This is a genomic window from Pseudomonas sp. GW823-FHT05G12 (assembly GCF_058795575.1).
The window spans coordinates 4,598,046-4,622,950 of the sequence record NZ_CM179501.1 but is presented as its reverse complement, the minus strand read 5'-3'; the positions used below and the strand labels follow the sequence as shown (position 1 = coordinate 4,622,950).

Genomic DNA, 24,905 nt, shown 5'->3' with positions numbered 1-24,905 from the left:
ATGTATCGCGTATCCCTGTGTAGGAGCGGGTTTACCCGCGAAAGGGCCGGATCAGGCACTACAAAGCCCAGCCCCTTACTCCATCTCGATGATCACCTGCTCCTGCCACATCTGCGGCAGTTTCTTCGAGGTGGCTTCCCAGGCTTCGGCATTCTTGATCGGCTGGGCGGCAGCGTACTGGTCGTTGGGCAGCAGCTTGGCCTGCACATCCGCCGGCAGCTTCAGGTGCTCGGCCCGGATCGGCCGCGCATGGCCCTTGGCCAGGTTGATCTGCCCGGCGTCGCTGAAGATGTATTCACGGGTCAGCTTGGCCGCGTTGGGGTGCTTGGCGTACTTGTTGATGACCGTGGTATAGCCGGAAATCACCGAGCCGTCCGAGGGGATAAGCACTTCAAAACGTTTTGGGTCGATCTGTTCACGGTAGCTCAGGCCGTTGAAGTCCCACACCACGCCAACTTCCACCTCGCCCTTCTCCAGTGTCTGGATGGTCGGGTTGGCCAGCGACAGGCGCTTCTGCTGCGCCAGCTTGGTGAACAGCTGCAGGCCCGGCGCCACGTTGCTTTCGTCACCCTTGTAGGCGATGGCCGCAGCCAGCACACCGTTGGCGGCCTGGGCGGCGGTGCCGACGTCACCGATGGCGACCTTGTATTTGCCTTTTTCCAGGTCATGCCAGGTTTTCGGCCGTTCCTCTTCCTTGACCAGGTCCTTGTTGATGATGAAAGCGATGGTGCCGGTATAGGCCAGCGCCCAGTGGCCGTCCTTGTCCTTGGCCCATTCCGGCACCTGGTCCCAGGTGCTTGGCTTGTAAGGCTGGCTGACGCCCTTGGTCACCGCGATCGGGCCGAAGGCGGCACCCACGTCACCGATGTCGGCGCTGGCGTTGTCCTTCTCGGCTTCGAACTTGGCCAGTTCCTGGGCCGAGCTCATGTCGGTGTCGCTGTGCTTGAGGCCGTACTTGCTGGCCAGGTCTTCCCAGGTGCCTTTCCAGTTTGCCCAGGCGTCGGGCATGCCCACGCTGTTGACAGTGCCTTCCTTGCGGGCGGCGTCTTCCAGGGCCTTGAGGTCAGTGCCGGCGGCCATGGCCGTGGTGCACAACGCGATGGCCGAACCAAGCAGTGACGCCATGAAGAACTTTTTCATCCGAAGCTCCTTTGGGTGGGTGCCTTTGCGATCGTTGTTCTGGGTAAAGCCGTTGCAAGCCTTTGACTGGCACCTTTGGTCTAGGTCAGCAAACCTTGAGCCAAGGTAGGCCGCTTGCGTGACAGTTTGATGTAGGGAGGGGGCCGGCAAGGGCCCTGAAGCTACAGCGTAGACCAGGTAATCGCCCCGGTTCTGCTGGCTTGGCGCGTTTCTGGCAGTGCCTGGCCCAAGCTTTGTCACAGGATGTTCATCAGCCCTGCCTAGGCTTGCACTATTCTCAACCTGCCCTGTGATGGGGCTGGACTAGTCCAGATAGGTAACCTTTCGATGCAGTCGACGCCCCCGCGTGCGGTAACAGCCATCTGCCATGCCCTGCAGGAGCAGATCGAGCATGGCCTGCTGGCGCCGGGCGGCAAGCTGCCGGCCGAGCGGCGGCTCAGCGAGGTGTTCGACACCACGCGCATTACCCTGCGTGAGGCGTTGGTGCAGCTGGAGGCCCAAGGCTTGATCTACCGAGAAGAGCGCCGAGGCTGGTTCGTTGCGCCGCAGCGCTTGACCTACGACCTGATCGAGCGCAGCCACTTCCATGCCATGGTACGCGATCAGGGGCGGGTGGCCAGTACCGAACTGCTGTCGGCGAGGCTGCAGCCGGCTTCGGCGGCCATCTGTGCACGCTTGCAGCTGCCGGCGTTGTCCAGTGTGGTGCGCGTCTGCCGGTTACGGCGGATTGACGGGCGGGCGGTGCTGTATGCCGAGCATTACCTCAACCCCCGTTACTTTCCAGGCATTCTCGAACACGACCTGGCGCAGTCACTGACCGAGATTTATGGGCGGGTGTATGGCATCGAGTACGGGCAGGTGTGCTTCGAGATCCTGCCGACAGCGTTGCCGGTGGAGGCGGCCAGTGCCTTGAAAGTGTCGGCGGGCAGCCCGGGGTTGCACATTACCCGGGTCAACAGCGACCAGCATGGGCACTTGATCGACTGTGACCTCGAGTATTGGCGGCATGATGCGATCCGCATTCGTGCCCAGGCTGGATGATGTGTTGCCTTCTTCGCGGGTAAACCCGCTCCTACGAGCCGGCCTCGGTCATTCCACCCCCACCGGCTGTCACCACCTGCACCGACAACCGCGGCGTCGCCAGGTCCAGCCCGGCTTCATCCAGCTGCCGCTTCAAGGCCAGGTTGAACGCCCGCGACACCTCCCACTGCTTGATCGGCGCGGTCTTGAACCGCGCCCGCAGGATCGCCGACCCTGACTCGAAGCTCTCCACCCCCTGCAGCTCCAGCGGCGACCAGATATTGCGGCGCATCAGCGGGTCGTTGCGCAGCTTCTGCCCCACTTCGCGAACCAGCGTGATCGCCTGGTCGATGTTCATGCTGTGCGGGATTGCCACGCGGAAGATCGCGTAGCCGAACTCCCGCGAGTAGTTCTTGATGCTCTTGATTTCGCTGAACGGGATGGTATGCACAATGCCGTCGATGTCGCGTAGGCGCACGGTACGAATGGTCAACCCTTCCACCGTGCCCAGGTGGCCGCCGACATCCACGTAATCGTCGATGGCCAGCGAATCTTCGATGATGATGAACAGGCCGGTGATCAGGTCGGCCACCAGCGACTGCGCGCCAAAACCGATGGCCAGGCCGATCACACCGGCACCGGCCAGCAGCGGGGTGACGTTCATGCCCATGTTGGCCAGGGCGACGATGACCGCGATGATGAAGATGACCACAAACATCACGTTGCGAATCAACGGCATCATGGTTTGCGCACGGGCGTTGGCCAGCCCCCGGCGCGAGCGCACCAGGGCATGGTGTACGGCGGTGTCGGCAAGGATCCACACCAGCCAGGCCACGATCAGCGTGCCGGCCAGGCCCAGCAGGCGCAGGCTAATGTCATGGCCGTCGCCCTCGGCGAAGCTGATCATCGACACGCCCCACACACGCAGGCCCAACTCGATGAACACCAGCCAGATGAACAGGTGCACCAGCAGGTAGCCGAAGTTGCGCAGGCGTTCGGTGTACACCGCCTGGCGCTTGCTGGCCCGCTTGGGGTTGGCGGCATGGCGGCGCACCAGGCCGTTGAGCACCATGCACACCACCACCAGCACGGTGCACATCAGCGACTGGCGCAGGGCGGTGCTGGTGTCGCCGGCGGAGACGAAGGTGGCGAACAGCGAAATGGCCACCAGGATCAGCGCCGGAATGAACCAGAAGCTGCCGAGGATCTCGATGGTATCGCTGAGGGTACGTCGGGTCAGGCGTCGCGACAGTGGCTGGTTGCGGATCAGGTGGGCGATCGGCCGGCGGAAGCGCAGGATGAACAGCCCGGTACACAGTGCCGCAATCACATTGGCCAAGGTAGCCAGGGTGTGGGCCAGGTGGGTACCGAGGGCAACCAGCATGCGTGGATCGCTCATCGCCTCGCCAAACGCGGCGAAGCTGCCAATAAGCCACAACGGGCGAAACGCCTGGCGCCGCAGGATGTGCAGGGCGCGGTGGCGGTGTGGGCCGTCCAGCAAGGAAAAGGCGATGACGCAAATGGCCGAAAAGCAGGTACCGACCACCAGTGCGTAGGCCAGCACCATTGCCAGGGATTTGCCCAGTGATGGCGGCAGCACGAAACTCAGGTACACCGTGAACACCAGCGCCACCAGCCAGGGGCCGAGCTTGCGCAAGGCAAAGCGCACCAGGTCCCAGGTCCGCGGGTGCTGTGGCAGTTCCTCGCTCAGGCCAAAGCGCAGGCGGACCCGATGGCCGACCCAGTTGAAGGCATAGGCCAGCACGCTCCACACGGCAATCACTGCAGCAAAACCGAACAGGATCGCCGGCCACTGGTGCACGGGCACCACCAGTTCCGCCAGTTCGGCCTGGGCCTGTTCGATTTCCGCGGCCCAGCGGTGGAATGGGCTGGCATCGCCGCTGAACTGTTTTTCAAAGTCATGCAGGGCACCGCCGATCAGGCCGAGTACGCCCTGTTCAACGCTGGGTTGCGATTGCCGGGTGGCGTCGCGCAGTTTTTTCAGGTCGGCCAGCAGCTTGGCCCGTTGCTGGTCGTTTTCGAGGTTCTTGATCACCTCGTCCAGCGACTTGCCCAGCGGCTCGGTGGCCTCTGGTTGCGCGGGCGCACTGCCGCCCAGCAGGCCAGGCAAGCCCGCCGCTTGTACCGGGGCAATGAAAAGCAAGAGCAACAGGAACAGGTAACGCAGGAGGGCAGGCACTGGCAAATCTACCTCAGGTCAAACGATTGACCGAGTGTAGAGGTTTATGTCGGCAGTTTCTCGAGGATCTTCCAGCAGGTGAGGCCGAAAATACCCAGGGTGCCGACCCACATCATCAGTACACCGATGTTGCGTTCGCGCATGCTGAAGCCGATGGTCAGCAGCATCAGGAACAGGAACACCGGGACGAACAGTGACAGGAACGGGGACATGGACAGCAATCCTTTTGCAGTGGGGCCATGTAACAAGCATAGCGCTTGGCCAACGAGGCGTGATTGACCTTGAGCACGTTTAAGCAGGCGCGGCCTGTTCGCGGCGGTTCGACGCCTCGATGAACCCGCTCCTACGGGGACCGCACAACCCCGTAGGAGCGGGTTCACCCGCGAATAGGCCGCGCCTGCTTACATCACGGCAGCTCGCGGCTACGGTAGAACGCGGTCAGTACCTTCACCAGATGCGCCAGGTCATGGCTGCCACACAGCTCGCGAATGGAGTGCATGGCAAAGGTCGGCAAACCAATATCCACCGTGCGCACACCCAGGTGGCTGGCGGTGATCGGCCCGATGGTCGAGCCACAGCCCATGTCGCTGCGCACCACAAAGCTCTGCACCGGTACTTCCTCGGCCATGCACAAGTGGCGGAAGAACCCGGCCGTCTCGCTGTTGGTGGCGTAGCGCTGGTTGTTGTTCACTTTGATCACGGGCCCGGCGTTGAGCTTCGGCCCGTGGTTGCCGTCATGCTTGTCGGAGTAGTTGGGGTGCACGCCGTGGGCATTGTCGGCCGACACCATCAGCGAGCGCTGGACGGTGCGCACGTAGGTGTCGCCATCGGGCAGCAGGCGCTGCAGGGTCTGCTCCAGCATCGGGCCATCGGCACCGCAGGCCGAGCAACTGCCGACTTCTTCGTGGTCGTTGCACACCAGCACACAGGTCTCGTCGCTGTCGGCGGCCAGCAGGGCCTGCAAACCGGCGTAGCACGACAGCAGGTTGTCCAGGCGGGCGCCGGCGATGAAGTCGCCATTCAGACCGATCAGCGCGGCGTCCTGCGTGTCATAGAAGCTCAGCTCGTAGTCCAGCACCACGTCGGCGATCAGCTCGTGCTCGCGGGCCAGTTGCTCGGTGAGCAGGGCGCGGAAGTCGATGCGTTCGTCACCGGCCACTTGGGCGAGGATGGGGGGCAGTTCGTTCTGCGGGTTGATCGCCCAGCCTTCGTTGGCGGTGCGGTTCAGGTGGATCGCCAGGTTGGGGATGATCGCGATTGGCAGCTTGAAGTCGATCAGCTGGCTTTCGACCTTGCCGTCACGGCGGTAGGTGACGCGGCCGGCCAGCGACAGGTCGCGGTCGAACCAGGGGGCCAGCAACGCGCCGCCATACACTTCCACGCCCAGTTGCAGGAAGCCCTGGCGCTGCAGCTCGGGCTGAGGCTTGACCCGCAAGCACGGGCTGTCAGTGTGGGCGCCGACCATGCGGATGCCATTGAGCAGCGGCGACTGCTTGCCCAGTTTGATGGCGATGATTGAAGAATCGTTGCGGGTGACGTAGTAGCGGCCGCCAGTCTCGGTGTCCCAACTGTCGCGCTCGTCCAGGCGCTTGTAGCCGGCCGCCTCAAGGCGCTGGACCAGGCTGGCGGTGGCATGGAAGGGCGTGGGGGAGGCCTTGAGAAATTCGATGAGGCCGGTATTCAGTGCGTCGCGCATAGCTCACTCCAGACAGCAGTGGCGCGAGTTTAACGCAGAATGTCGACAATTTGTGTCTGCATCTTCGCGGCTAACGCCGCTCCCACAGGCATTGCACAGCCCCTGAGCGCAGTGCGGCCCTTGTAGGAGCGGTTTTAGCCGCGAAGAGGCCGTTACAGGCCCTGCAAAATCAGAACGGCGCAGGGCACTCGAACTTCAACCGCTGCCCGGACACCGGGTGGGTAAAGCTCAGCATCGAGGCATGCAGGCACAGCCGCTCATGGGCCGCCAGGGCTTGCGGGTTGGCGTACAGGCGATCACCCAGCAGCGGGTGCCCGATCGACAGCATGTGCACGCGCAGCTGGTGCGAACGCCCGGTAATCGGCGTCAGCTCCACCCGACAGTGATCGCCGCAGCGCTCGACGATACGCCAGAAGGTCAGGGCGTGCTTGCCCTGCTCGTGGTCCACCACATGCCGTGGTTTGGTCGGTGGGTCGTAGCGCAGTGGCAGGTCGATGCTGCCGCTGTCCAGCGCCGGCTGGCCCCAGCACAGTGCGGTGTAGGCTTTCTCCGTTTCACGGTCGTGGAACTGGCGCGACAGCTCGCGGTGGCTGTCGGCATCGCGGGCCAGCAGGATGATGCCGGAGGTTTCCCAGTCCAGACGGTGCACGATCAGCGCATCGGGGTAGCCGTTTTCCTGCAGACGGGTGATCAGGCAGTCCTTGTTGTCCTCGGCACGGCCAGGTACCGACAGCAGCAGGGTCGGTTTGTTGATCACCAGGATGGCGGCGTCTTCGAAGAGGATCTGGACATTCGACAGCGGCATTGCAGGTCTCCCGAAAATAGCAGTAAACGCTGGGGCCGCTTTGCGGCCCTTCGCGGGCAAGCCCGCTCCTACAAAGGGTATGCGTTCCCCTGTAGGAGCAGGCTTGCCCGCGAAGGGCTGCAAGGCAGCCCCAAATTGTCGACTACGCGGATCAGCGATCCGGCAGGGTGATGTTCAGCTCCAGAATCGAGCAGCTGCCCTGGTTTTCCAGCTCGATATGCACATCATCGTTGCCGATGTTCACATATTTGCGGATCACTTCCAGCAGTTCTTTCTGCAGCGCGGGCAGGTAGTCCGGTTCGCTGCGTTGGCCGCGCTCGTGCGCCACGATGATCTGTAGACGCTCTTTCGCTACCGACGCGCTGGTCTGTTTCTGTCTGCCACGAAAGAAGTCAAAAAGGTTCATGGTTTATTTGCTCCCGAAAATGCGCTCGAAGAATCCCTTCTTCTGTACATCGATGAAGCGCATCGGCTTCTCTTTGCCCAGCAGGCGGTCGACCGCATCACTGTAGGCCTGGCCGGCATCGCTCTGGTCATCGAGAATGACCGGGATACCTTGGTTGGACGCCTTGAGGACGGCCTGCGATTCCGGGATCACACCCTTGAGTTTGATCGACAGGATTTCTTCCACGTCGGCCACGCTCAGCATTTCGCCTTTGACGACGCGCTCAGGGTGGTAGCGGGTGATCAGCAAATGCTCCTTGATCGGCTCTTCACCGTTTTCGGAGCGGCGCGACTTGCTCGACAGAATGCCCAGCATGCGGTCGGAGTCACGTACCGACGAAACTTCCGGGTTGGTCACCACGATGGCTTCGTCAGCGAAGTACATGGCCAGGTGAGCACCTTTTTCGATACCGGCCGGCGAGTCGCAGATGACGTACTCGAAGTCCTTCTTCAGGTCCATCAGTACCTTTTCCACGCCTTCCTGGGTCAGCGCGTCCTTGTCACGGGTCTGGCTGGCGGCCAGCACGTACAGGTTCTCGAGGCGCTTGTCCTTGATCAGGGCCTGTTGCAGGTTGGCTTCGCCGTTGACCACGTTGACGAAGTCGTACACCACGCGGCGTTCGCAGCCCATGATCAGGTCGAGGTTACGCAGGCCCACGTCGAAGTCGACAATGACGGTCTTGTGGCCGCGCAGTGCGAGGCCGGTACCAATGGCGGCGCTGGTAGTGGTCTTGCCCACACCCCCCTTGCCGGAAGTAACCACGAGAATCTTGGCCAAGGTGTTTCACCCCTAAAAATAGTCGGGACACTTGTCCCTGCAAAAAACTGAAATAGCGAAATAAAGGCAACGGTAAAAAAGTTGCTCTAAAAATGCTGGCAAGTATCCGTTAAAGACGGGTGATGTTCAACACGTCACCAGACAGGCTGACTTGCACGCTGGTCCCCCACAGTGGATCCCGGCGCAGGTCTTCGCAGACTTTGTACTGGCCGGCGATCGAGACCATTTCGGCGGTCATCTGCTGGCAGAAGATACGCGCCTTGGTGTTGCCTTTGATGCCAGCCAGGGCGCGGCCGCGCATGGCGCCGTACACATGGATGTTGCCATCGGCCAGAAGTTCCGCACCTGGGCTGACCGAAGCCGTCACAACCAGATCACCTCCCTGAGCATAGATCTGTTGGCCACCGCGTACTGGCGAAGTAATGATGCGGGTCGGGCGCACCTCGGGTTCGGGGGGCGGTGGTGGCGCCGGGGCCGGTTCGGGCTTTTTGACCACCTCGGGCTCGGGCTCCAGCGGCCGTTCGCGGGCCCCTGACGGCGGCAGCACCGGCAGGTCGATGGCGATGGCGGCGGCGATGTCCTCGATGCGGTTGGCGCGGATGGCCAGGGTACGCAGGCCGTGGTGGCGGCAGATTCGCATCAAGCCGGGCAGGTCGACCGCCCCTTCGTCGGCCGGCAGCTTGTCCAGCGCCAGCACCAGCGGTGTATTGCTGAAGAAGTTCGGGGCCTGGGCGACTTTGGCCGCCAACTGGCGGTCGAGGGCTTCAAGGTCATTGCGTGCCAGTTCCAGTACCGTAATGGCGAGCATGCTGCCCTTGAGCTGGAACACGGAGGCGGTGTCGGATGTGTGGTTTGGGCTCATGGTCTGCATAGACGGCTTGTTGCGAAAAAAGTGCCCTGACTTATAACGAGAACACCGGTTGCCCGCAACATGCGCTGATCCGTTGTAGAATGCGCGGCCTTTGTCTTTCCGGATGCTTCAATGGAACGCCCGCGTTTTCGTCCCTATTTCCTTCACCCCAAGTTCTGGGGCCTGTGGCTGGGCCTGGGCCTGCTGTGGCTGGTGGTTCAGTTGCCGTACCGGGTGCTGCTGAAGATCGGTGCCGCGCTGGGCGCCGTCATGTATTGCTTTGCCGGTGAACGTCGGCGCATCGCCGCGCGCAACCTGGAGCTGTGCTTCCCGGAGCTGTCGGTCGACGAACGGCAGCGTTTGCTCAAGGCCAACTTCGCCTCCACCGGCATCGCCTTCTTCGAAATGGCCATGAGCTGGTGGTGGCCCAAGGCCAGGCTGGCGCGCCTGGCCCATATCGAGGGCCTTGAGCACCTGCAGGCCGCCCAGCAGGCGGGGCAGGGCGCGATCCTCATGGCGGTGCACTTCACTACCCTGGAAATCGGTGCCGCGCTGCTCGGCCAGCAGCACACCATCGACGGCATGTACCGCGAACACGGCAATGCACTGTTCGACTTCATCCAGCGCAGCGGCCGCGAGCGTCACAACCTCGATTCGCTGGCGGTGGAGCGCGAGGACGTACGTGGCATGCTCAAGCTGCTACGTTCGGGCCGGGCTATCTGGTACGCACCGGACCAGGACTACGGTGCCAAGCAGAGCATCTTCGTACCGTTGTTTGGTATCCCCGCGGCGACGGTGACCGCTACCACCAAGTTCGCCCGGTTGGGGAAGGCGCAGGTGATTCCGTTCACCCAGAAGCGCCTGGAGGATGGCAGCGGCTATCGGCTGGTCATCCACCCGCCGCTGACGGATTTCCCCGGGGAAAGCGAAGAGGCCGATTGCCTGCGCATCAACCAATGGGTCGAGAGCGTGTTGCGCGAGTGCCCCGAGCAGTACCTGTGGGCGCACCGCCGGTTCAAGTCGCGCCCCGAGGGTGCGCCGCGGCTGTATGACAAGAAGAAGCGCTGAAAACACATCAACCCCAGGAAGGACGCCATGGCACCACCCCCGGTAACCGGTCTCATCCTGTCTGGCGGCGGCGCCCGCGCCGCCTACCAGGTCGGTGTGCTGGCGGGCATCGCCGAGTTGCTGCCCGCCGGCGCGGACAACCCTTTTCCGGTCATCGTCGGCACCTCCGCCGGGGCCATCAACGCCGTCACCCTGGCCAGTGGTGCCGTGCACTTCAATGACGCCGTGCAGCGGCTCACTGCCTTCTGGCAGAATTTCCGCAGCCATCTGGTCATCCGCAGCGACTGGCCCGGGGTCGTGCGCCAGGCCAGCCGTTTCGTTGGCCACAGCCTGCTGGGGCTGGGTGGCCAGGCCCCTGTGGCGTTGCTCGACAGCAGCCCGTTGCGCAGCCTGCTGCAAACGCACCTGAACCTGGATGGCATCGGCCACGCCTTGGCCGCCGAGCAACTGCGCGCCGTGGCGGTGACCGCCTTTGGCTACGAGTCTGGCCAGGCGGTGACCTTCTACCAGGGCCGCGGCACCATCGAGGCCTGGCTGCGCCACCGGCGTATCGGCGTACCCGCACCGTTGACCATCGACCACTTGCTGGCCAGTGCGGCGATCCCGCTGCTGTTCGCCCCGGTGCAACTGGGCGGCGAGTATTACGGCGACGGTGCAGTGCGCCAGTCGGCACCGATCAGCCCGGCCTTGCACCTGGGCGCCAGCCGGGTGCTGGTGGTCGGGGTCAGCGGAAACCCGCAGCGGCCAGCGCCACCTGTACCGCCCCAGCGTGTGTTCAGCGGGCAGCAGCCGAGCCTGGCGCAGATCGGCGGCCACATGCTCAACAGTACGTTCATTGACAGCCTGGAAGGCGATATCGAACTGCTGCAGCGCCTCAATCACTTGAGCGGGCTGTTGCCGGCGCACCTGGATGCCCGGCGCCTGGGGCTGGCACCGATCGACGTGCTGGTGGTGGCGCCCAGCCAGCCGCTGGATGAGATTGCCGCTCGGCACCGCCGCGAGTTGCCGGCGGCGCTGCGCCTGTTCTTACGGGGGCCGGGGGCAACGCGCACCAGCGGGGCGGGGGTGTTGAGCTATTTGCTGTTCGAGGCCAGCTATTGCAGTGAACTGATCGAGTTGGGGCGGCGCGATGCCCTGGCCAAGAAGCGCGAGCTTTGCGAATTCCTGGGGATTTGATGTTGCCTTTGCGGGCCCTTTCGCGACAAGGGGTTGCGCCAATACCTGTGTAGGAGCGGGTTCACCCGCGAAAGGGCCGCAGCAGGCTTACTCGGCTATCTGCAACTTGCGCGCCTGGGTATACACATACCGCACCTTTTCATACTCGAACGGCGAATTCAGCTGGCCATAGCGGAATTTGGTCGTATAGCGCCTGTCCACCACGCGCAGTGCGAAGATTTCCGGATGATCGGTGCTGGCTTCGGCCACGTTCAGGTAGTTGACCGCCTGCTCTCCCGCATAATCCACCACCAGCCCGGTGGTATCGCGAAGGTTCGATGGGCCTAGCACCGGCAGCATCAGGTACGGCCCATCCGGTACGCCATAGAAGCCCAGGGTCTGGCCAAAGTCCTCGCTCTGGCGCGGCAGGCCCATGCTGGTCGCCGGGTCCCACAGCCCACCCACGCCGATGATCGTGTTGAACATCAGTCGCGCGGTGATTTCTGCCGAGCGCTTGGCTTTGAGCTGCAACACGCTGTTGAACAGGTTCGGCACATCGCCAAGGTTGTTGAAGAAGTTGCTCACCCCCGTGCGCACGAAGCTTGGGGTGACATACTGATAGCCATTCACCAGCGGCAGCAGCACCCATTGGTCCAATCGGTAGTTGAAGTGGTAGATGCGCCGGTTGATCGACTCCAGCGGGTCGTACACGTTCAGCGCCTGCAGGGTTGAGCGCTCGAACTCGCGCTGGTCCAGCCCCGGGTTGAATTTCAGCTCACGCAGCGGGTCGAGGAAGCCATCGGCTTCGGGCACCAGTGGCGCGGTGCCGATCACCTGCGGGTCGGCCTCGACCACACTGGCTCGGGGTGCGGTTTCGGCGGCCAGGGTGTGGCCAGCGGCAAGCAGGGCAGTGGCGAAGAGGAGTTTGTTAACCACGGAAGAACTCCAGCATGGCGTCACTGTTGACGCGGTAGTTGAGGTTGCCGCAATGGCCGCCATGGGGGTAGAGGGTCAGCCGTTCGCCGAACACCTTGCGCAGGAAGCCAATGTCGCCCGGGCCGAGAATGACGTCGTCGGCGTTGTGCATCACGGCGATCTTGTCACTGCTGCGCAGGTAGTCTTCCAGGGCATACAGGCTGACCTGGTTGACCAACTGCAGGATGCTGTTGCCGTCGGTGCGGGCGCGCCACATCGGAATTACCTGTTCGGTCATGTAGCAGTCGAAGTCGCACTGCAGGGCGCGCTTGAAGAACGGCGTGAGGCTGCTGCCTTCAGTGATCGGGAACTTCGGCGGAATGATCAGGCCACGTCGGTTGATCAGGTCGGAAGTGAAGGCGATGTCGGCTGCCGAGAAACGGAACGAGGTGCCGATCAGCATGGCCATCTGTTCGTTGGACAGGTGCTGGCGCGACTGCTGGAAGTCGTACAGCAGGGCGTCGTTCAGGTCGATGTAGCCCTTGTCCTGGAAGTAACGGGTGAGTTTTTCCAGCATCAGCTCGTAGAACGTGGTGCTGCGGTCGATGCCCTTGACCTGGGTCTGCACCAGCTTGTCGAGGTTGTTGATCGAGGTGTAGAGGTTGACCGGTGGGTTGAGCAGCAGTACACGCTTGAAGTTGAAGCTGCGGCGGGTTTCGTCCAGGTGGCTGACGAAGGCGGCGTCGAGCGCGCCCAGGCTGTAACCGGTGAGGTAGAAATCACTGACCGGCAGGCGTGGATGCTGGGCGCGCACGGCCTGCATCACCCGGTACATGTCTTCGGCGTCTTCCTGGCTGATGCCGGGGGTAGCAAAGCGCGAGGCCGCACTCATGAAGTCATAGCTGGTGGGCGATGACAGTTGCACCACGTGGAAGCCGGCCTGGTAGAACAGCTTTTTCAGGTATTCATTGATGCTGCTGCTGTAGGGCGCGCCGGTGCCGGCGATGATGAAGATCAGCGGCGCTTCGCGATCCTGGCGGGCCAGGCGGTACTTGAGCTTCTTCACTGCCCAGAAGTTGTCGGGCAACGTGAACTCGCGTTCCGGGCGCAAGTTCAGGCTGTAGTCGGACTGAGTGATTTCATCGTCGCTGGGCAGGTCAGGGCGCTTGTCCGGCGGCGTGGTGGCGATGGTGGCCTCGAACGGGTTGGTAAGAGGGTAGCCATAGCTGGCAGCGTCGATATCCCGCGCTGAAGCGGCCACAGCCATGAGCAAGCTGCCGAGCAGGGCAGCGAGGCGCAAAGATCGAAGCATGTAATCCCCCAAAAGAACGCAAGGTCGAGCAGTGTGCAGGCTAGGACCACAGCCAGGTGGGCAAAGTTGCCCGCTGCGGTGGCATTTGGCGTACTTGCTATCTGCAACATAGCTGCCGGGGTGTGATTTTGCCTTAGAAACGGGCATAAGCGATCATGGATGCTTTCGATTACCGCTATTGGAGAACAGGATGTCTCGTTCGCTGCCGACGGCGCTGTTGCTGCTGTTCCTGGGGGGTTGGCTCGCGGCCAGTTATGGCGTGCGTTACGGCCTGATGGAGGACGGCCAGTGGGTAGGGCTGTGCGCAGTGCCGACCGCCTATTGGCAGTGCGAGGTGCGTTCGCTGCTGGGGTTGGGCATTCACCATCAAGTCATGGCCTGGGGCGGATTGGGCCTTGCGCTACTGGCCCAGTTCGTTTCCGCGCGTGCCGGCTGGTGGCTGGCAGTGTTGGCACTGGTGTTCGCGGTGCCGGCGCTGGTGCTGTACACCGCCAGCATTGCGGTGTTTGCGCTGGTGCTGGCGGGGTTGCGCCTGGTCAGGCAGCCCCCATTGTAGGCAGCTGCGCGTACCTGTGGGAGAGGGCTTGCCCGCGAAGCCAACACCGTGGTGGATGGCACGGGCTTCGCCCGTGTTCGCGGGCAAGCCCGCTCCCACAGGGATCGCGCCAGCTTTCAGAAATTGAGCAAGACAGTTGCTCCCACAAGGTCCGCGCCGGGCTTGAGGAATATGCAGTATCAAGCCTGGCGCATCCGCAGGCTTCGCCACAATGCCGCTGTCATCAGCACACTCACCACTGCCCAGCCCCAGGCCTGCTGGTTCTCCAGCCCTTCCACGAACAACTGCGGCGCCACCCCGGCGCCGACGATGAACGCCAGCAACGCCACCTCCGCCCGCCGTGCCCGCACTGGCCACAGCACATACACCAGCGCCGGCAACGCCAGCGCCGCGCTGGGGAAGCTGCGGTAGCGCGGGTCGAACACCATTGCCAGCATGCTCACCGCCGCAGCGAAGCCTGCCGCCAGCAACAGCCAGCCGGCTCGCTCCTGCAGCCAGGCGAACAAGCGTTCACGCCAGCCGGCCCGCCGCGTCAGCGCCAACAACGCATGGGCCAGTACCAGCAGGTTCAGCCCGGCCAGCATCAGTGCCCACAGCCATTCCCCGGCAAAGCGCGCATGGGTGCGCATCAACTCGCCCCACAGGCCCAGGCAAGCGGCACCAAACGCTGCCAGCAGTGGCAGCAGCAAGGCGGCCATCGGTGTAGCGGGGCGCCCGGCCAGCCCCAGCATGATCACCGTCAGCACGGCGCTGGCCAGCAACCACTGCGGCCAGTCATGCAGGTTGCTCACTGGCCCTTCGAGCACGCCCTTGTCCTGCCGGTCCGCGTCGTATAGCCCCCAGTAACCACCCACTGCGCCCTCATTGGCGCGTTTCCAGGGCTGATCGAAGGCTTCGATCAGGTTGTAGTGCCAGCCATTGCGCTCCGCCATGGCCACGAAGCCACGGATGAAGCGCGCCTCATTGACCCGGCTGGGCACCGCCGTTTCGCGTTGGCGGCCTTCGCTGGGCCAGCCGGTTTCGCCAATCAGAATGTCCTTGGGCGCGAAGCGTGTGCCGAACACCCGGCGCACATCGGCAACGTGGGCCAAGGCATCGTCGATGCCACGCGGGTCGTCCTCCCAGTAGGGCAGCAGATGGATGGTCAGGAAGTCCACTGCCGGGGCCACCTGCGGGTGCTGCAGCCAGAATTCCCAGACATCGGCGTAGGTCACGGGCACCTTGACCTCGCGCTTCACCCGCGCGATCAATTTGGCAAGGTGGGCACCGGTCACCTCCTTGCGCAACAGTGTCTCATTGCCGACGATCACCGCGCTGACCACGTCCGGGTTGGCGTTGGCAGCAGCGATCAGCAGGTTGATTTCCTTCTCGGTGTCGGCCGGGTGGGCGTTCACCCAGGCGCCCAGCATCACCTTCAGCCCATGCTTGCGTGCCAGCGCCGGGATTGCCTCAAGACCGCTCATGGAATAGGTACGGATGCACTGAAACCGCTCGGCCAGTAACGCCAGGTCGGCGTCCATCCGCGCTGGGCGCAGGCGAAACGGCTGGTCGTAAGGCGACTGGTCTTTGTCAAACGGCGTGTACGAAGCGCATTGCAGCTTGTGCGCAGGGCTGGCCGCATCGGGCAGGTGCACAGGCTTGCCCAGCCCGTACCAGAGCCCCCCCAGCCCGAGCAGGGCCAGCAGGCAGGCAAGCAGGTACAACGGCAATAACAGGCGGCTACAACTGGGCATGTGGCGGTCCATCGTCTGGCACAAAAGGTTAGATAGTAGCCCGGCGCCAAACCTTTGGCATGCAAGGATCGCGCAGGCCGAGGCAGGCCGATGGCGCTAATGGCACAGTGCTGTCGCATATGGGGCGGGTGCAGGTCGCAGGTGGATCAGGTCGACTTGTGTTGCAGGAAGATGATGCAATCTCCAAGACCTGACGAGGGGATGCTTTGATGGCAACTTTGAAGAAAATGCGACGTTTCCTGGGTGTGGGCACCGCCCTGGTAATGGCCATGAGCACTGCACAGGCTATGGCCAAAGAAGTAAGCATTGGTTACGTGGATGGTTGGGCCGACAGCGTGGCGACCACCAACGTGGCTGCCGAAGTAATCAAGCAAAAACTCGGCTATGACGTGAAGTTGCAGGCCGTGGCCACGGGGATCATGTGGCAGGGTGTGGCAACTGGCAAGCTCGATGCCATGTTGTCGGCCTGGTTGCCGGTGACCCATGGTGAGTACTGGTCCAAGAACAAGGACAACGTGGTCGACTACGGCCCGAACTTCAAGGACGCCAAGATCGGCCTGATTGTCCCCGAGTACGTCAAGGCAGTGAGCATTGCCGACCTCAAGACCGATAACAGCTTTAAGGACAGGATTGTTGGCATCGACGCAGGCTCCGGTGTGATGCTCAAGACCGACCAGGCGATCAAGGACTATGGCCTGACCAGTTACAAGTTGCAGGCCAGCTCGGGTGCGGCGATGACGGCGGAACTGGGCCGTGCCTATGCCAAGCAGCAGTCGATTGCGGTGACCGGCTGGGTTCCGCACTGGATGTTCGCCAAGTGGAAGCTGAAGTTCCTCGAAGACCCGAAAGGCGTATATGGCGCGGCAGAAACCGTGAACAGCATCGGCAGCAAGGAACTGGCCACCAAGGCACCGGAAGTGGCGGAGTTCCTGAAGAAGTTCAACTGGCAGTCCAAGGACGAGATTGGCGAGGTGATGCTGGCGATCCAGGAAGGGGCCAAGCCTGAAGCGGCCGCCAAGGACTGGGTCGCCAAGCACCCTGATCGTGTGAAGGAGTGGACTGGCAAGTAATAACCTTCCAGGGCCAATAGGGTTTCTTCGCGGGTAAACCCGCTCCTGCAGGAGCGGGTTTACCCGCGAACGGGTCATTACTTTGTTACGCAATCGGTAAAACACCGTTGCATCTAAGACTAAGGTCGTCTGGTTGGCGTCCATCGGCAGCATAAAGTAAGGGTGTGGGTTCCATCCCGTATCTGTGCTGCTAGGACAAAAACAATGAACGACAGCATTTACCTCTCGATACAAAACAGCCCCCGTTTCAAGGAGCTGGTCACCAAACGCGAACGGTTCGCCTGGATTCTCTCGGCGATCATGCTCGGCCTGTACTGCGCCTTCATCCTCCTGATCGCCTACGGTCCTCATGTGCTGGGCGCCAAGCTCAGTCCTGAGTCATCGATTACCTGGGGCATTCCCCTGGGCGTCGGCCTGATCGTTTCGGCATTCGTCCTGACCGCCATCTACGTACGCCGCGCCAACGGCGAATTCGATGAGCTGAACAAGGAAATCCTGAAGGAGGCGCAACAATGATTCGCCAAACCAAAGCCCTGGCCGTACTGGCCTGCGGAGCCTTCGCACCCGCCGTGTGGGCCGCCGATGCCCTGACCGGCGAGGTGCAGAAACAACCGCTGAACGTTTCCGCCATCGCCATGTTCGTGGCCTTCGTCGCCTTCACCCTCGGCATCACCTACTGGGCTTCCAAACGCAACAAGTCGGCATCGGATTACTACGCTGCCGGGGGCAAGATCACCGGCTTCCAGAACGGCCTGGCGATTGCTGGCGACTACATGTCGGCCGCCTCGTTCCTGGGTATTTCCGCGCTGGTGTTCACCTCGGGTTACGACGGCCTGATCTACTCGATCGGCTTCCTGGTTGGCTGGCCGATCATTCTTTTCCTGATTGCCGAACGCTTGCGCAACCTGGGCAAGTACACCTTCGCCGACGTGGCCTCGTACCGCCTCGGGCAAAAGGAAATCCGCACCCTGTCTGCCTCTGGTTCGCTGGTGGTGGTGGCGTTCTACCTGATCGCGCAGATGGTCGGCGCCGGCAAGCTGATCGAGCTGCTGTTCGGCCTGGACTACCATGTGGCGGTGATCCTGGTGGGTATCCTGATGTGCCTGTACGTGCTGTTCGGCGGCATGCTGGCCACCACCTGGGTACAGATCATCAAGGCGGTGCTGCTGCTGTCCGGTGCCAGTTTCATGGCGCTGATGGTCATGAAGCACGTGGGCTTTGACTTCAACACGCTGTTCTCCGAAGCGATCAAGGTACACGCCAAGGGCGAGGCGATCATGAGCCCCGGCGGCCTGGTCAAGGACCCTATCTCGGCATTCTCCCTGGGCCTGGCACTGATGTTCGGTACTGCCGGCCTGCCGCACATCCTGATGCGCTTCTTCACCGTCAGTGACGCCAAGGAAGCGCGCAAGAGCGTGCTGTACGCCACCGGCTTCATCGGCTACTTCTACATCCTCACCTTCATCATTGGCTTTGGCGCGATCCTGCTGGTCAGCACCAACCCGGAATTCAAGGACGCCGCAGGCGCTCTGCTGGGTGGCAACAACATGGCCGCGGTGCACCTGGCCAATGCGGTGGGTGGCAGTGTGTTCCTCGGCTTCATCTCGGCGGTGGCCTTTGCCACCATCCTGGCGGTGGTGGCTGGCCTGACCCTGGCCGGTGCCTCGGCAGTGTCCCACGACCTGTACGCCAGCGTCTGGCGCAAGGGCAAAGCCAACGACAAGGACGAGATCCGCGTATCGAAGATCACCACTGTCGCCTTGGGTGTGCTGGCGATCGGCCTGGGGATTCTGTTCGAGAAGCAGAACATTGCCTTCATGGTCGGCCTGGCGTTCTCCATTGCGGCCAGCTGCAACTTCCCGGTACTGCTGCTTTCGATGTACTGGAAGAAGCTGACCACCCGCGGTGCCATGATCGGCGGCTGGCTGGGCCTGGTGAGTGCGGTGACGCTGATGATCCTTGGCCCGACCATCTGGGTACAGATTCTCGGCCACGAGAAGGCCATCTACCCGTACGAGTACCCGGCGCTGTTCTCGATGGCCATTGCCTTCGTCAGCATCTGGTTCTTCTCGGTCACCGACAAGTCCAAGGCGGCTGAGGATGAGCGCGCGCTGTTCTTCCCGCAGTTCGTGCGTTCGCAGACTGGCCTGGGTGCCAGCGGGGCGGTCTCGCACTAACGTCAATCCCCTGCATTGAAAAACGCCCCGCCTGTCGGGGCGTTTTTTATTTTATGCAGTCAGAAACAGCCTACATACATAGTGAGGCTCTGCCCATAAAGTTCCCTCATGTCGTAAGTGCATCTATAGATGCCGGCACATTTGGGGAATATTCAATGAAGTTACGCTGTTTAATCACCTTCGCTCTCCTTGGCGTGGCGGGCGCTGCAGGGGCAAAGGAAATACCGCAGGACATCAGTGTCCAGGCTGTCGTGTCGGCACCTGAATTTCAGGTGAACTCGGTTGGCAATTGGTGGGAAGACGTACTTCAGGCTGAATATGACCCGGACCGGGGCGTCTTCAAGCAAATCGAAAAAGAGGTGTTTGTAAAAAGCACCTACGGCCCGATTTACGCGAAAACAGATCGTTCGGAGTATCGGTTCACGCGGGTGGGCGGTGCGGTAGCGCCCCGTCGATACCACATCATGTTGAATCGCAAAAAAATGGGCACGGCGCCGGTTGAAATCATCAGTGCTGCTGAAGCTGCTCAGGGAAAAAACATTCAATTCAGGTTCTATCCGATGGCGGAATCGTCGTCGACTCGCATGCCTGGTACTTACACTACGCAAGCCACCTTGATGTTTGAAACAGGGGCGCCCTGATTCGCAATTTCATTCGGGTGCCCCAGGGCGCCCGCTATTTGATGTGCAACCGTTAAAGGAAGTTTGATGTGAAATCCTATGTATTGGCTGTCCCGTTCCTTGCATTGTTTGCCGGTGCCGCTGTCGCGTCCGCCCCTGAGCCGATCACCCAGAGTATTTCAGTGACGGCGATCATTCCCGGGAATGATTTTTCAGTGGCCCCCGTAGGGGACTGGCTGGAGAAAGGCGTGACGCTTGAATATGAGCCGGAGCGCGAAGACTTCAAGGCGGTCAGTGAAAAGTTCTCGGCACAGAGTGATGTCGGCGCTATTCAGGCCCACCTGCTGCACACAGCATCGCTGCAAGACCCACAAACCGACCAGAAGATTGATCTTATCATCACTGTCGGGGATAAAAAGTTGGAGTTGACGCCCGCGGAGGTCATGAGCGCGGAAGATGCTAAAGCTGGCAATGATCTTCCCATTACGTTTAAGGCCATAAAGCCCGACAATGGTTATCTGAAGGGTGAGTATGCCGGGACAGTGAGCGTGTTGTTTGAAACTTCCTCCACCAGCCTTTGATTGAAGCAGTGCCGCCTGCCTCAACTTACTGGATGTTTACCAGTGTAGGGGCAGGTGTTGAAGTGGATTGAATCATGTTCCAGTTTGCTGCACCCGGCCGCGCACTCGCTGTCTGGCTGTTGGGTGCTGCCTGCATTATGCCCCTCGAAGTGTTGGCCGAGCGCGCGTCCAGTGCCATTGACCTGAATACATTCGGGCGTTTGCCAGAAGACTTCGAGGCGCACTTTTTCGATGTGCCGCTTGCCGTGCGAGTGGAGCTTGATCAACGCTACCTCGGTGATGCCATGGTGGTATTGAGCCGTGATAACCGTGTGCAGTTGCTGACGTTTACCGACACTGAGCAGAGCGCAGAGCCGGCCACGCTCAGGCAGTTATGGCAACAGCGCCTGGAGGGCGGGCGCATGCTGGGCGACTGCCTGCAAAACTGCCCGGACGGGTTGCAGGCTATCCATTACAGCCTGGCCAATTCCCAGTTGTCATTGCTGACCTCCAATGCCGAGAAGCGGGAGCAGGACGCGCTCTTCCACCGCCTCCCGGAGCAGAGTGACGCTGGGTTGCTGCTGCGTAACCAGCTCAACCTGGTCAATGATGGCAATCAGACCACGGGCAGAATCGGCCTGCTCGGTCAGGGCAACCTGCATAACTGGACGACGCTTGCCGATGCACGCGTGGATCGTAGCCCATCTGAGCAAGGCGATATGCGTTACCGCATGAACCAGCTTTACGCGGAGCGCCTGCAGGAAGAGCATTTCTTTCGGCTGGGTTACTTCTCCACTGGCGCACAAGGCCTGGTGCGCCAGCCATCGCTACTCGGGCGCCGCCCTGATAGCACGCTTGGCTTGATGCTGGGCAGCAGTGACAGCCTGCTGGTCGACAATGGCCAAGCCAGCGCCATCCCCGTCTACGTCACGCCGAACCGCCCGGGTATCGTCGAAATCTATCGCAATGGTTCGCTGATCAACAGTCAGCCGGTACAGCCGGGTTTGCAGGCGATCGACACGCGGGTATTGCCCGGCGGCATCTATGATGTGGAGCTGCGTTTGCTCGAAGACGGCCTGGAGACCTCGCGCAGCGAAGTGTCCATCTACAAGCCCAGCCGGTGGCAGAACATGGATAACCGCTGGCGCTACAACCTGTACCTGGGCCAGCAGGTCGAGCTACTGAGCAACTCGGATGGCAATCGTGAACAGAGCCCGGTGTTCGGTGCCCTTTCCAACTACCTGATGCATCCTGCCGCGGTGCTGGGGTTGTCAGTGCAACAGGTCGATGCTGACCTGCAGTTGGGGACCTCGCTGGACTGGGACGTGCATGAACGGTTCAAGCTTTACGCCAGCCTCAATCAGACTCAGGGCCTGGGCAACGGCGGCGATCTGCAGTTGACCTACACCCACCCTTGGGGCTCGTTGTTGCTGAGCCACAACCAGACCTGGCTGGAGCCTGGCAGTAGCGGTCACGACGATACTTCCCAGCGCCAGGTGCGCAGCCGCACCGCCTTTTCGATCAACCAGCGGGTAACCGCGCGCAGTTCAGCGACGCTGCGTCTGGAACACAGTGCGGGCTCGGCAAGCGGCCTGGGGGCCGACCTCAGCTGGGCGTTCTTCGGGAAACTGCGGGGGCATCAGAGCAGTGTTCGCCTGTCACTTTTCGACAGGCCTGGAACGCGCAGCAGCGCCGGTGTCCGCAGCCGCGGCGTCAACGTTGCTGTAAGCATGAAGCTTGAGCGCGATGGCAGGCAGCTTGGGGTCGATGTGGGTAGCCGCGCCTCGCGTGAGGGGGGCAATGACCCCTACGCTTCGCTGTGGTATCGGCAGAACGTCGACCTGGGCCCCGTGCACAGCCTGGGGGGCAGCGCGACGCTCGACGGCTATGGCACCAGCCTGGCGGCCAATGGGCGATTCCACAGCCAGGCGCTGCAGGGCGATGCCTATGCCCAGAGTTCCTCTTTCAACAATAACCTCAGCGGTGGCCTCAACCTGGAAAGCACCCTGGCGCTGGGCGCCGGGAAGCTGGCCATGGGCGGCAGCAACCTGCCGCTCGAAGCCGGCTTGATCATCGATGTCGAAAGCGATCTGCACGGTGTGAAGCTGCGCGCCAACGATGGCCAGGGCATGAGTGCAGTGCTGCACCCCGGGCGCAATATCGTGCCGGTGACGGCGTTCAAGTCTGGCCATGTGCGCTTCGACTTCGACACGAAGGACGTGCCGCCAGCTCAGATCCAACCCCTCGCTGTGGACTATCACCTCAACCGCGGTGGGGTGGGGTACCACACAGTGAAGGTCATGCGAACGGTCACCGTGTTTGGCCGGCTGCTCGACGGGCAAGGCCAGCCACTGCACGGCGCGCATGTGGTCAATGACGCCGGGCGCACGGTTGTCGAGGTGGATGGCTATTTCAACGTCGAAATGAGTGAGTCACGGCCCACCTTGGAAATTCGCCATGACACGGCAGGTAGCTGCCTTCTGACATTACCGCCGGACAACTTTGATCGCGAGGATGACCTGCTGATCGTGGGTGATCAGCGGTGTGTGCCCAGTGTGGGCTGAGCCGGCTTTCGGCATGACGCTGTAGAGGGCCCGATTCCCGGGTCGATGGATTGGATGTTGAGTAAACAGAGGTTGAAGATGCACAGGTTCACATTTCACTTGTCACCCTTGTTGTTCGTTGCGCTGATGCTGCCGTGGTTTGCCCAGGCCGGGCCACAGCTGGATGTCGGCGCGCTCTATGACTACCTCGAGCCAGGCAAGGGCACCTATGCCAAACGCATCTACAACCGGGGGGACAGTACCGCGTTCGTCAAGGTCAGCGTGCTGGAGCTGGTCTACGACGGCCAGGCCGAACCCCGTGAGGTGGAAGTCGATGAGCTGCCCTTCGACCAGCGCAGCGTTGTTGCCAGCCCTGCGCGGATGATCATCCCGGCACGCGGCATGCAGGCCGTGCGGTTGCTGTATCGCGGTGAACGGAACCAGGAGCGTTACTACCGGCTGCGCTTCGTCCCGGTGGTGCCGGAACAGGATGACAGCTTCGCACTGGACGAAACGGAGCTTGACGCTTACCGCAAGGAACTCAGTGCCGGTGTGCAGTTTCTGGCCGGCTACGGCACCATTTTGATTACCAAGCCTGCTGCCACGCGGTATCAGACCTCGATTGAGCGAGCCGGTGGGAAATGGACCGTGCGCAACGAGGGCAATGCCACGGTGCTGCTCGACAACGTCCAGGTCTGTGTGCTGAACGAGGACGAGTGTGAGCCTCCGGCCAAGCACCATCTTCGTCCTGGACGTACGCGCGAGTTCGTCGAGAAGCCCGGTGTCGAATACCGCTTCGAACAGGTGGAAGGCGATGCGCGCAAAGCCATGAACTTCAAGGCAGAGTGAGAGGTAGGGGCATGTTTCGCAAGTGTGCAATGCTGGTACTGCTGTCTGGCGTGTTCGGCTCATCGTGGGCGCAGGCGGCCGACATTACGCTCAAGCTGCGTTACCGCGGCGAGACCCGGCAATTTGAAAACCTGACACCCCGGTCATCCCCTGTCTGTACTCAGTTGCCGCAGCTTTGTGGCGATCCGCTGCAGGATCTGCTGGATGTGGGGGTCGAATACTCGAAAACAGTCGATGGCGAAGGCACCGATGGCTTCTACCTCTCGGCCCCTGTCCAGCCAACTGCGCTACTGATGGTGCGTGACAAGACCGGCGAGCAGGTCAGCATGGACTTTGCCATTACCCACCTGGGCGGTGCGGTAACTTCGGACGATGGGGCACCTACGCTTGCGGCGCGCACGGGCCTGGACTCGAGTGGTTGCCAGGTTGCGTTGGCGAGCGCGGCGCATCGCCTGTTTCTGTGGTCGCCAGCCAGCAACGGGTGCTGGGCCAACCTCAACGTGGAGAATGCGAGCACTTACCATGTGAGTCACCTTACGCTGGGCTACAGGCTGAAGACGCCTTTGCCGGCGAGCTTGAAGTCGGGCGTGTACCGAGGGCGCGTGGTCTATTCGATAGGCCCCGACAGGGATATTGGCCTGGGTTCGAGCCGAACGGTCGCCGGGCTCACGGCCGATTCAGTGGCGATCAACGTCGAACTGGAGGTGGTGCATGACCTTGAGGTGCGTTTTGAGCCGGGTTCCGAGCAGGTGGTACTGGTGCCGCAGCAGGCGCACGGGCCTGGGAGCCGAGGACGGGGTGTGGCAGAGAAACTGGAAAAAGACATGGGCTTCAGCCTGACTGCCAGTGGGCCATTCAACGTCTGGGCGCTGTGCAGCACCGGGTTGGATAGCACGTGCAATCTACGGTCGGCCAAGGGCCATGGCATACCGCTGTACCTGGCCATGACCTTGCCAGGGGTTTCCTACAATGGCCGTTCGCTCTATCGGCAGGCAATGACCTTTGGCGGAGCTGAGAACGCCATGAGCCTGGAAGTCCCGCCAGAGGGTGTGACCGGCAGCCAAGGGCAGTTGCATTTTCATGTATACCCTCGCGGCCACACCCAGAAACAGGACATGTTGCCTGGTATCGAGTATCAGGCCGTCGTGACAATGGTGTTCGATGCGAACCTGTAGAATGGCAACCGGGTGGTGTGACCCGCTTGCCATTCACCTCAAGTGACTGTTTGAAGTGGCTATCCGCAGCGCGTCATATCATCCCAAGCAACAGTAATACCAACAGAATCACCAACACCACGCCGATTATGCCGGAAGGGCCATAGCCCCAGCTGCGCGAGTGGGGGAAGACCGGTAAGCCACCGATCAGCAGCAGAATCAGGATGATGATAAGGATCGTGGTCATGTCAAAGTCCTTG

24 protein-coding genes are annotated in these 24,905 nt (G+C 61.8%); 12 read left to right on the top strand and 12 right to left on the bottom strand.

The window, feature by feature from the left end:
* Positions 1-75: 75 nt before the first annotated feature.
* Positions 76-1,140 (bottom strand): ABC transporter substrate-binding protein, encoded by a 1,065-nt coding sequence (locus tag AC3RCM_RS21085; RefSeq protein WP_064491331.1) that lies wholly within the window; start codon positions 1,138-1,140, stop codon positions 76-78.
* Between the two features lie 327 nt (positions 1,141-1,467).
* Between AC3RCM_RS21085 and AC3RCM_RS21080 the strand changes: the two genes are divergently transcribed.
* On the top strand, positions 1,468-2,181 hold the full coding sequence (locus tag AC3RCM_RS21080; RefSeq protein ID WP_003252562.1) for a UTRA domain-containing protein: 714 nt from the start codon (positions 1,468-1,470) through the stop codon (positions 2,179-2,181).
* 31 nt (positions 2,182-2,212) lie between these two features.
* Here AC3RCM_RS21080 and AC3RCM_RS21075 read toward each other — a convergent pair whose 3' ends face one another.
* The 7 genes from AC3RCM_RS21075 to minC form a co-directional block, all read right to left on the bottom strand.
* Complete coding sequence (locus AC3RCM_RS21075) at positions 2,213-4,360, bottom strand: mechanosensitive ion channel family protein (RefSeq protein WP_325948717.1); 2,148 nt, start codon at positions 4,358-4,360, stop codon at positions 2,213-2,215.
* 44 nt (positions 4,361-4,404) lie between these two features.
* Entirely contained in the window at positions 4,405-4,572 is a 168-nt protein-coding gene (locus AC3RCM_RS21070) for a hypothetical protein (protein WP_003252566.1), read from the bottom strand.
* Positions 4,573-4,766: 194 nt separating this feature from the next.
* Entirely contained in the window at positions 4,767-6,056 is a 1,290-nt protein-coding gene (locus AC3RCM_RS21065) for a M18 family aminopeptidase (RefSeq protein WP_104887167.1), read from the bottom strand.
* Positions 6,057-6,225: 169 nt separating this feature from the next.
* On the bottom strand, positions 6,226-6,861 hold the full coding sequence (locus AC3RCM_RS21060; RefSeq protein ID WP_019436776.1) for an RluA family pseudouridine synthase: 636 nt from the start codon (positions 6,859-6,861) through the stop codon (positions 6,226-6,228).
* Positions 6,862-7,012: 151 nt separating this feature from the next.
* Positions 7,013-7,267, bottom strand: coding sequence for a cell division topological specificity factor MinE (gene minE / locus AC3RCM_RS21055; RefSeq protein WP_003252572.1), 255 nt, complete (start codon positions 7,265-7,267; stop codon positions 7,013-7,015).
* Positions 7,268-7,270: 3 nt separating this feature from the next.
* Entirely contained in the window at positions 7,271-8,083 is an 813-nt protein-coding gene (gene minD, locus AC3RCM_RS21050; protein WP_003252574.1) for a septum site-determining protein MinD, read from the bottom strand.
* A gap of 109 nt (positions 8,084-8,192) precedes the next feature.
* On the bottom strand, positions 8,193-8,954 hold the full coding sequence (gene minC / locus AC3RCM_RS21045; protein WP_020192896.1) for a septum site-determining protein MinC: 762 nt from the start codon (positions 8,952-8,954) through the stop codon (positions 8,193-8,195).
* A gap of 111 nt (positions 8,955-9,065) precedes the next feature.
* Between minC and AC3RCM_RS21040 the strand changes: the two genes are divergently transcribed.
* A complete protein-coding gene (locus AC3RCM_RS21040) occupies positions 9,066-10,001 on the top strand; it encodes a lipid A biosynthesis lauroyl acyltransferase (protein ID WP_064491552.1) in 936 nt (311 codons plus the stop codon).
* Positions 10,002-10,028: 27 nt separating this feature from the next.
* A complete protein-coding gene (locus tag AC3RCM_RS21035; protein ID WP_020193406.1) occupies positions 10,029-11,177 on the top strand; it encodes a patatin-like phospholipase family protein in 1,149 nt (382 codons plus the stop codon).
* Between the two features lie 87 nt (positions 11,178-11,264).
* On the opposite strand, the gene AC3RCM_RS21030 is transcribed toward AC3RCM_RS21035, so the two are convergent.
* Together AC3RCM_RS21030 and AC3RCM_RS21025 are read right to left on the bottom strand one after the other, a co-directional pair.
* Complete coding sequence (locus AC3RCM_RS21030) at positions 11,265-12,011, bottom strand: MlaA family lipoprotein (protein WP_050545954.1); 747 nt, start codon at positions 12,009-12,011, stop codon at positions 11,265-11,267.
* Between the two features lie 73 nt (positions 12,012-12,084).
* Positions 12,085-13,383: a serine protein kinase PrkA gene (locus AC3RCM_RS21025; RefSeq protein ID WP_020193404.1), complete on the bottom strand. Its 1,299-nt coding sequence runs from the start codon at positions 13,381-13,383 to the stop codon at positions 12,085-12,087.
* 190 nt (positions 13,384-13,573) lie between these two features.
* Here AC3RCM_RS21025 and AC3RCM_RS21020 point away from each other — a divergent pair, with 190 nt between their 5' ends.
* Positions 13,574-13,939, top strand: coding sequence for a hypothetical protein (locus AC3RCM_RS21020; protein ID WP_014592050.1), 366 nt, complete (start codon positions 13,574-13,576; stop codon positions 13,937-13,939).
* A 179-nt stretch (positions 13,940-14,118) separates the two neighbouring features.
* Here the strand turns inward: AC3RCM_RS21020 and AC3RCM_RS21015 are convergent, their stop codons facing one another.
* The gene (locus AC3RCM_RS21015) at positions 14,119-15,684 is read right to left on the bottom strand and encodes a glycoside hydrolase family 17 protein (protein ID WP_104887168.1); all 1,566 of its coding nucleotides are present in this window, start codon (positions 15,682-15,684) and stop codon (positions 14,119-14,121) included.
* Positions 15,685-15,881: 197 nt separating this feature from the next.
* Here AC3RCM_RS21015 and AC3RCM_RS21010 point away from each other — a divergent pair, with 197 nt between their 5' ends.
* The 8 genes from AC3RCM_RS21010 to AC3RCM_RS20975 all read left to right on the top strand — a co-directional run bounded on the left by AC3RCM_RS21010 (position 15,882) and on the right by AC3RCM_RS20975 (position 24,666).
* Complete coding sequence (locus AC3RCM_RS21010) at positions 15,882-16,742, top strand: glycine betaine ABC transporter substrate-binding protein (RefSeq protein ID WP_064491541.1); 861 nt, start codon at positions 15,882-15,884, stop codon at positions 16,740-16,742.
* A gap of 204 nt (positions 16,743-16,946) precedes the next feature.
* Positions 16,947-17,258 (top strand): DUF485 domain-containing protein, encoded by a 312-nt coding sequence (locus AC3RCM_RS21005; protein ID WP_010952786.1) that lies wholly within the window; start codon positions 16,947-16,949, stop codon positions 17,256-17,258.
* Positions 17,255-18,919 (top strand): cation acetate symporter, encoded by a 1,665-nt coding sequence (locus AC3RCM_RS21000; RefSeq protein WP_012053405.1) that lies wholly within the window; start codon positions 17,255-17,257, stop codon positions 18,917-18,919. Before AC3RCM_RS21005 ends, AC3RCM_RS21000 begins: the two co-directional genes overlap by 4 nt.
* Before the next feature lie 155 nt (positions 18,920-19,074).
* The gene (locus AC3RCM_RS20995; protein ID WP_014861130.1) at positions 19,075-19,560 is read left to right on the top strand and encodes a CS1 type fimbrial major subunit; all 486 of its coding nucleotides are present in this window, start codon (positions 19,075-19,077) and stop codon (positions 19,558-19,560) included.
* A gap of 68 nt (positions 19,561-19,628) precedes the next feature.
* Positions 19,629-20,120, top strand: coding sequence for a CS1 type fimbrial major subunit (locus AC3RCM_RS20990; protein ID WP_064491540.1), 492 nt, complete (start codon positions 19,629-19,631; stop codon positions 20,118-20,120).
* Between the two features lie 74 nt (positions 20,121-20,194).
* Positions 20,195-22,663 (top strand): CS1-pili formation C-terminal domain-containing protein, encoded by a 2,469-nt coding sequence (locus AC3RCM_RS20985; RefSeq protein WP_064491539.1) that lies wholly within the window; start codon positions 20,195-20,197, stop codon positions 22,661-22,663.
* A 78-nt stretch (positions 22,664-22,741) separates the two neighbouring features.
* Positions 22,742-23,491: a molecular chaperone gene (locus AC3RCM_RS20980; protein ID WP_447810678.1), complete on the top strand. Its 750-nt coding sequence runs from the start codon at positions 22,742-22,744 to the stop codon at positions 23,489-23,491.
* A gap of 11 nt (positions 23,492-23,502) precedes the next feature.
* Positions 23,503-24,666, top strand: coding sequence for a hypothetical protein (locus AC3RCM_RS20975; protein WP_492629127.1), 1,164 nt, complete (start codon positions 23,503-23,505; stop codon positions 24,664-24,666).
* A gap of 73 nt (positions 24,667-24,739) precedes the next feature.
* Here AC3RCM_RS20975 and AC3RCM_RS20970 read toward each other — a convergent pair whose 3' ends face one another.
* Positions 24,740-24,892 carry a DUF3309 family protein gene (locus AC3RCM_RS20970; RefSeq protein WP_003252624.1) on the bottom strand — a complete coding sequence of 51 codons (153 nt, stop codon included), beginning with the start codon at positions 24,890-24,892 and terminating at the stop codon, positions 24,740-24,742.
* Positions 24,893-24,905 lie beyond the last annotated feature (13 nt).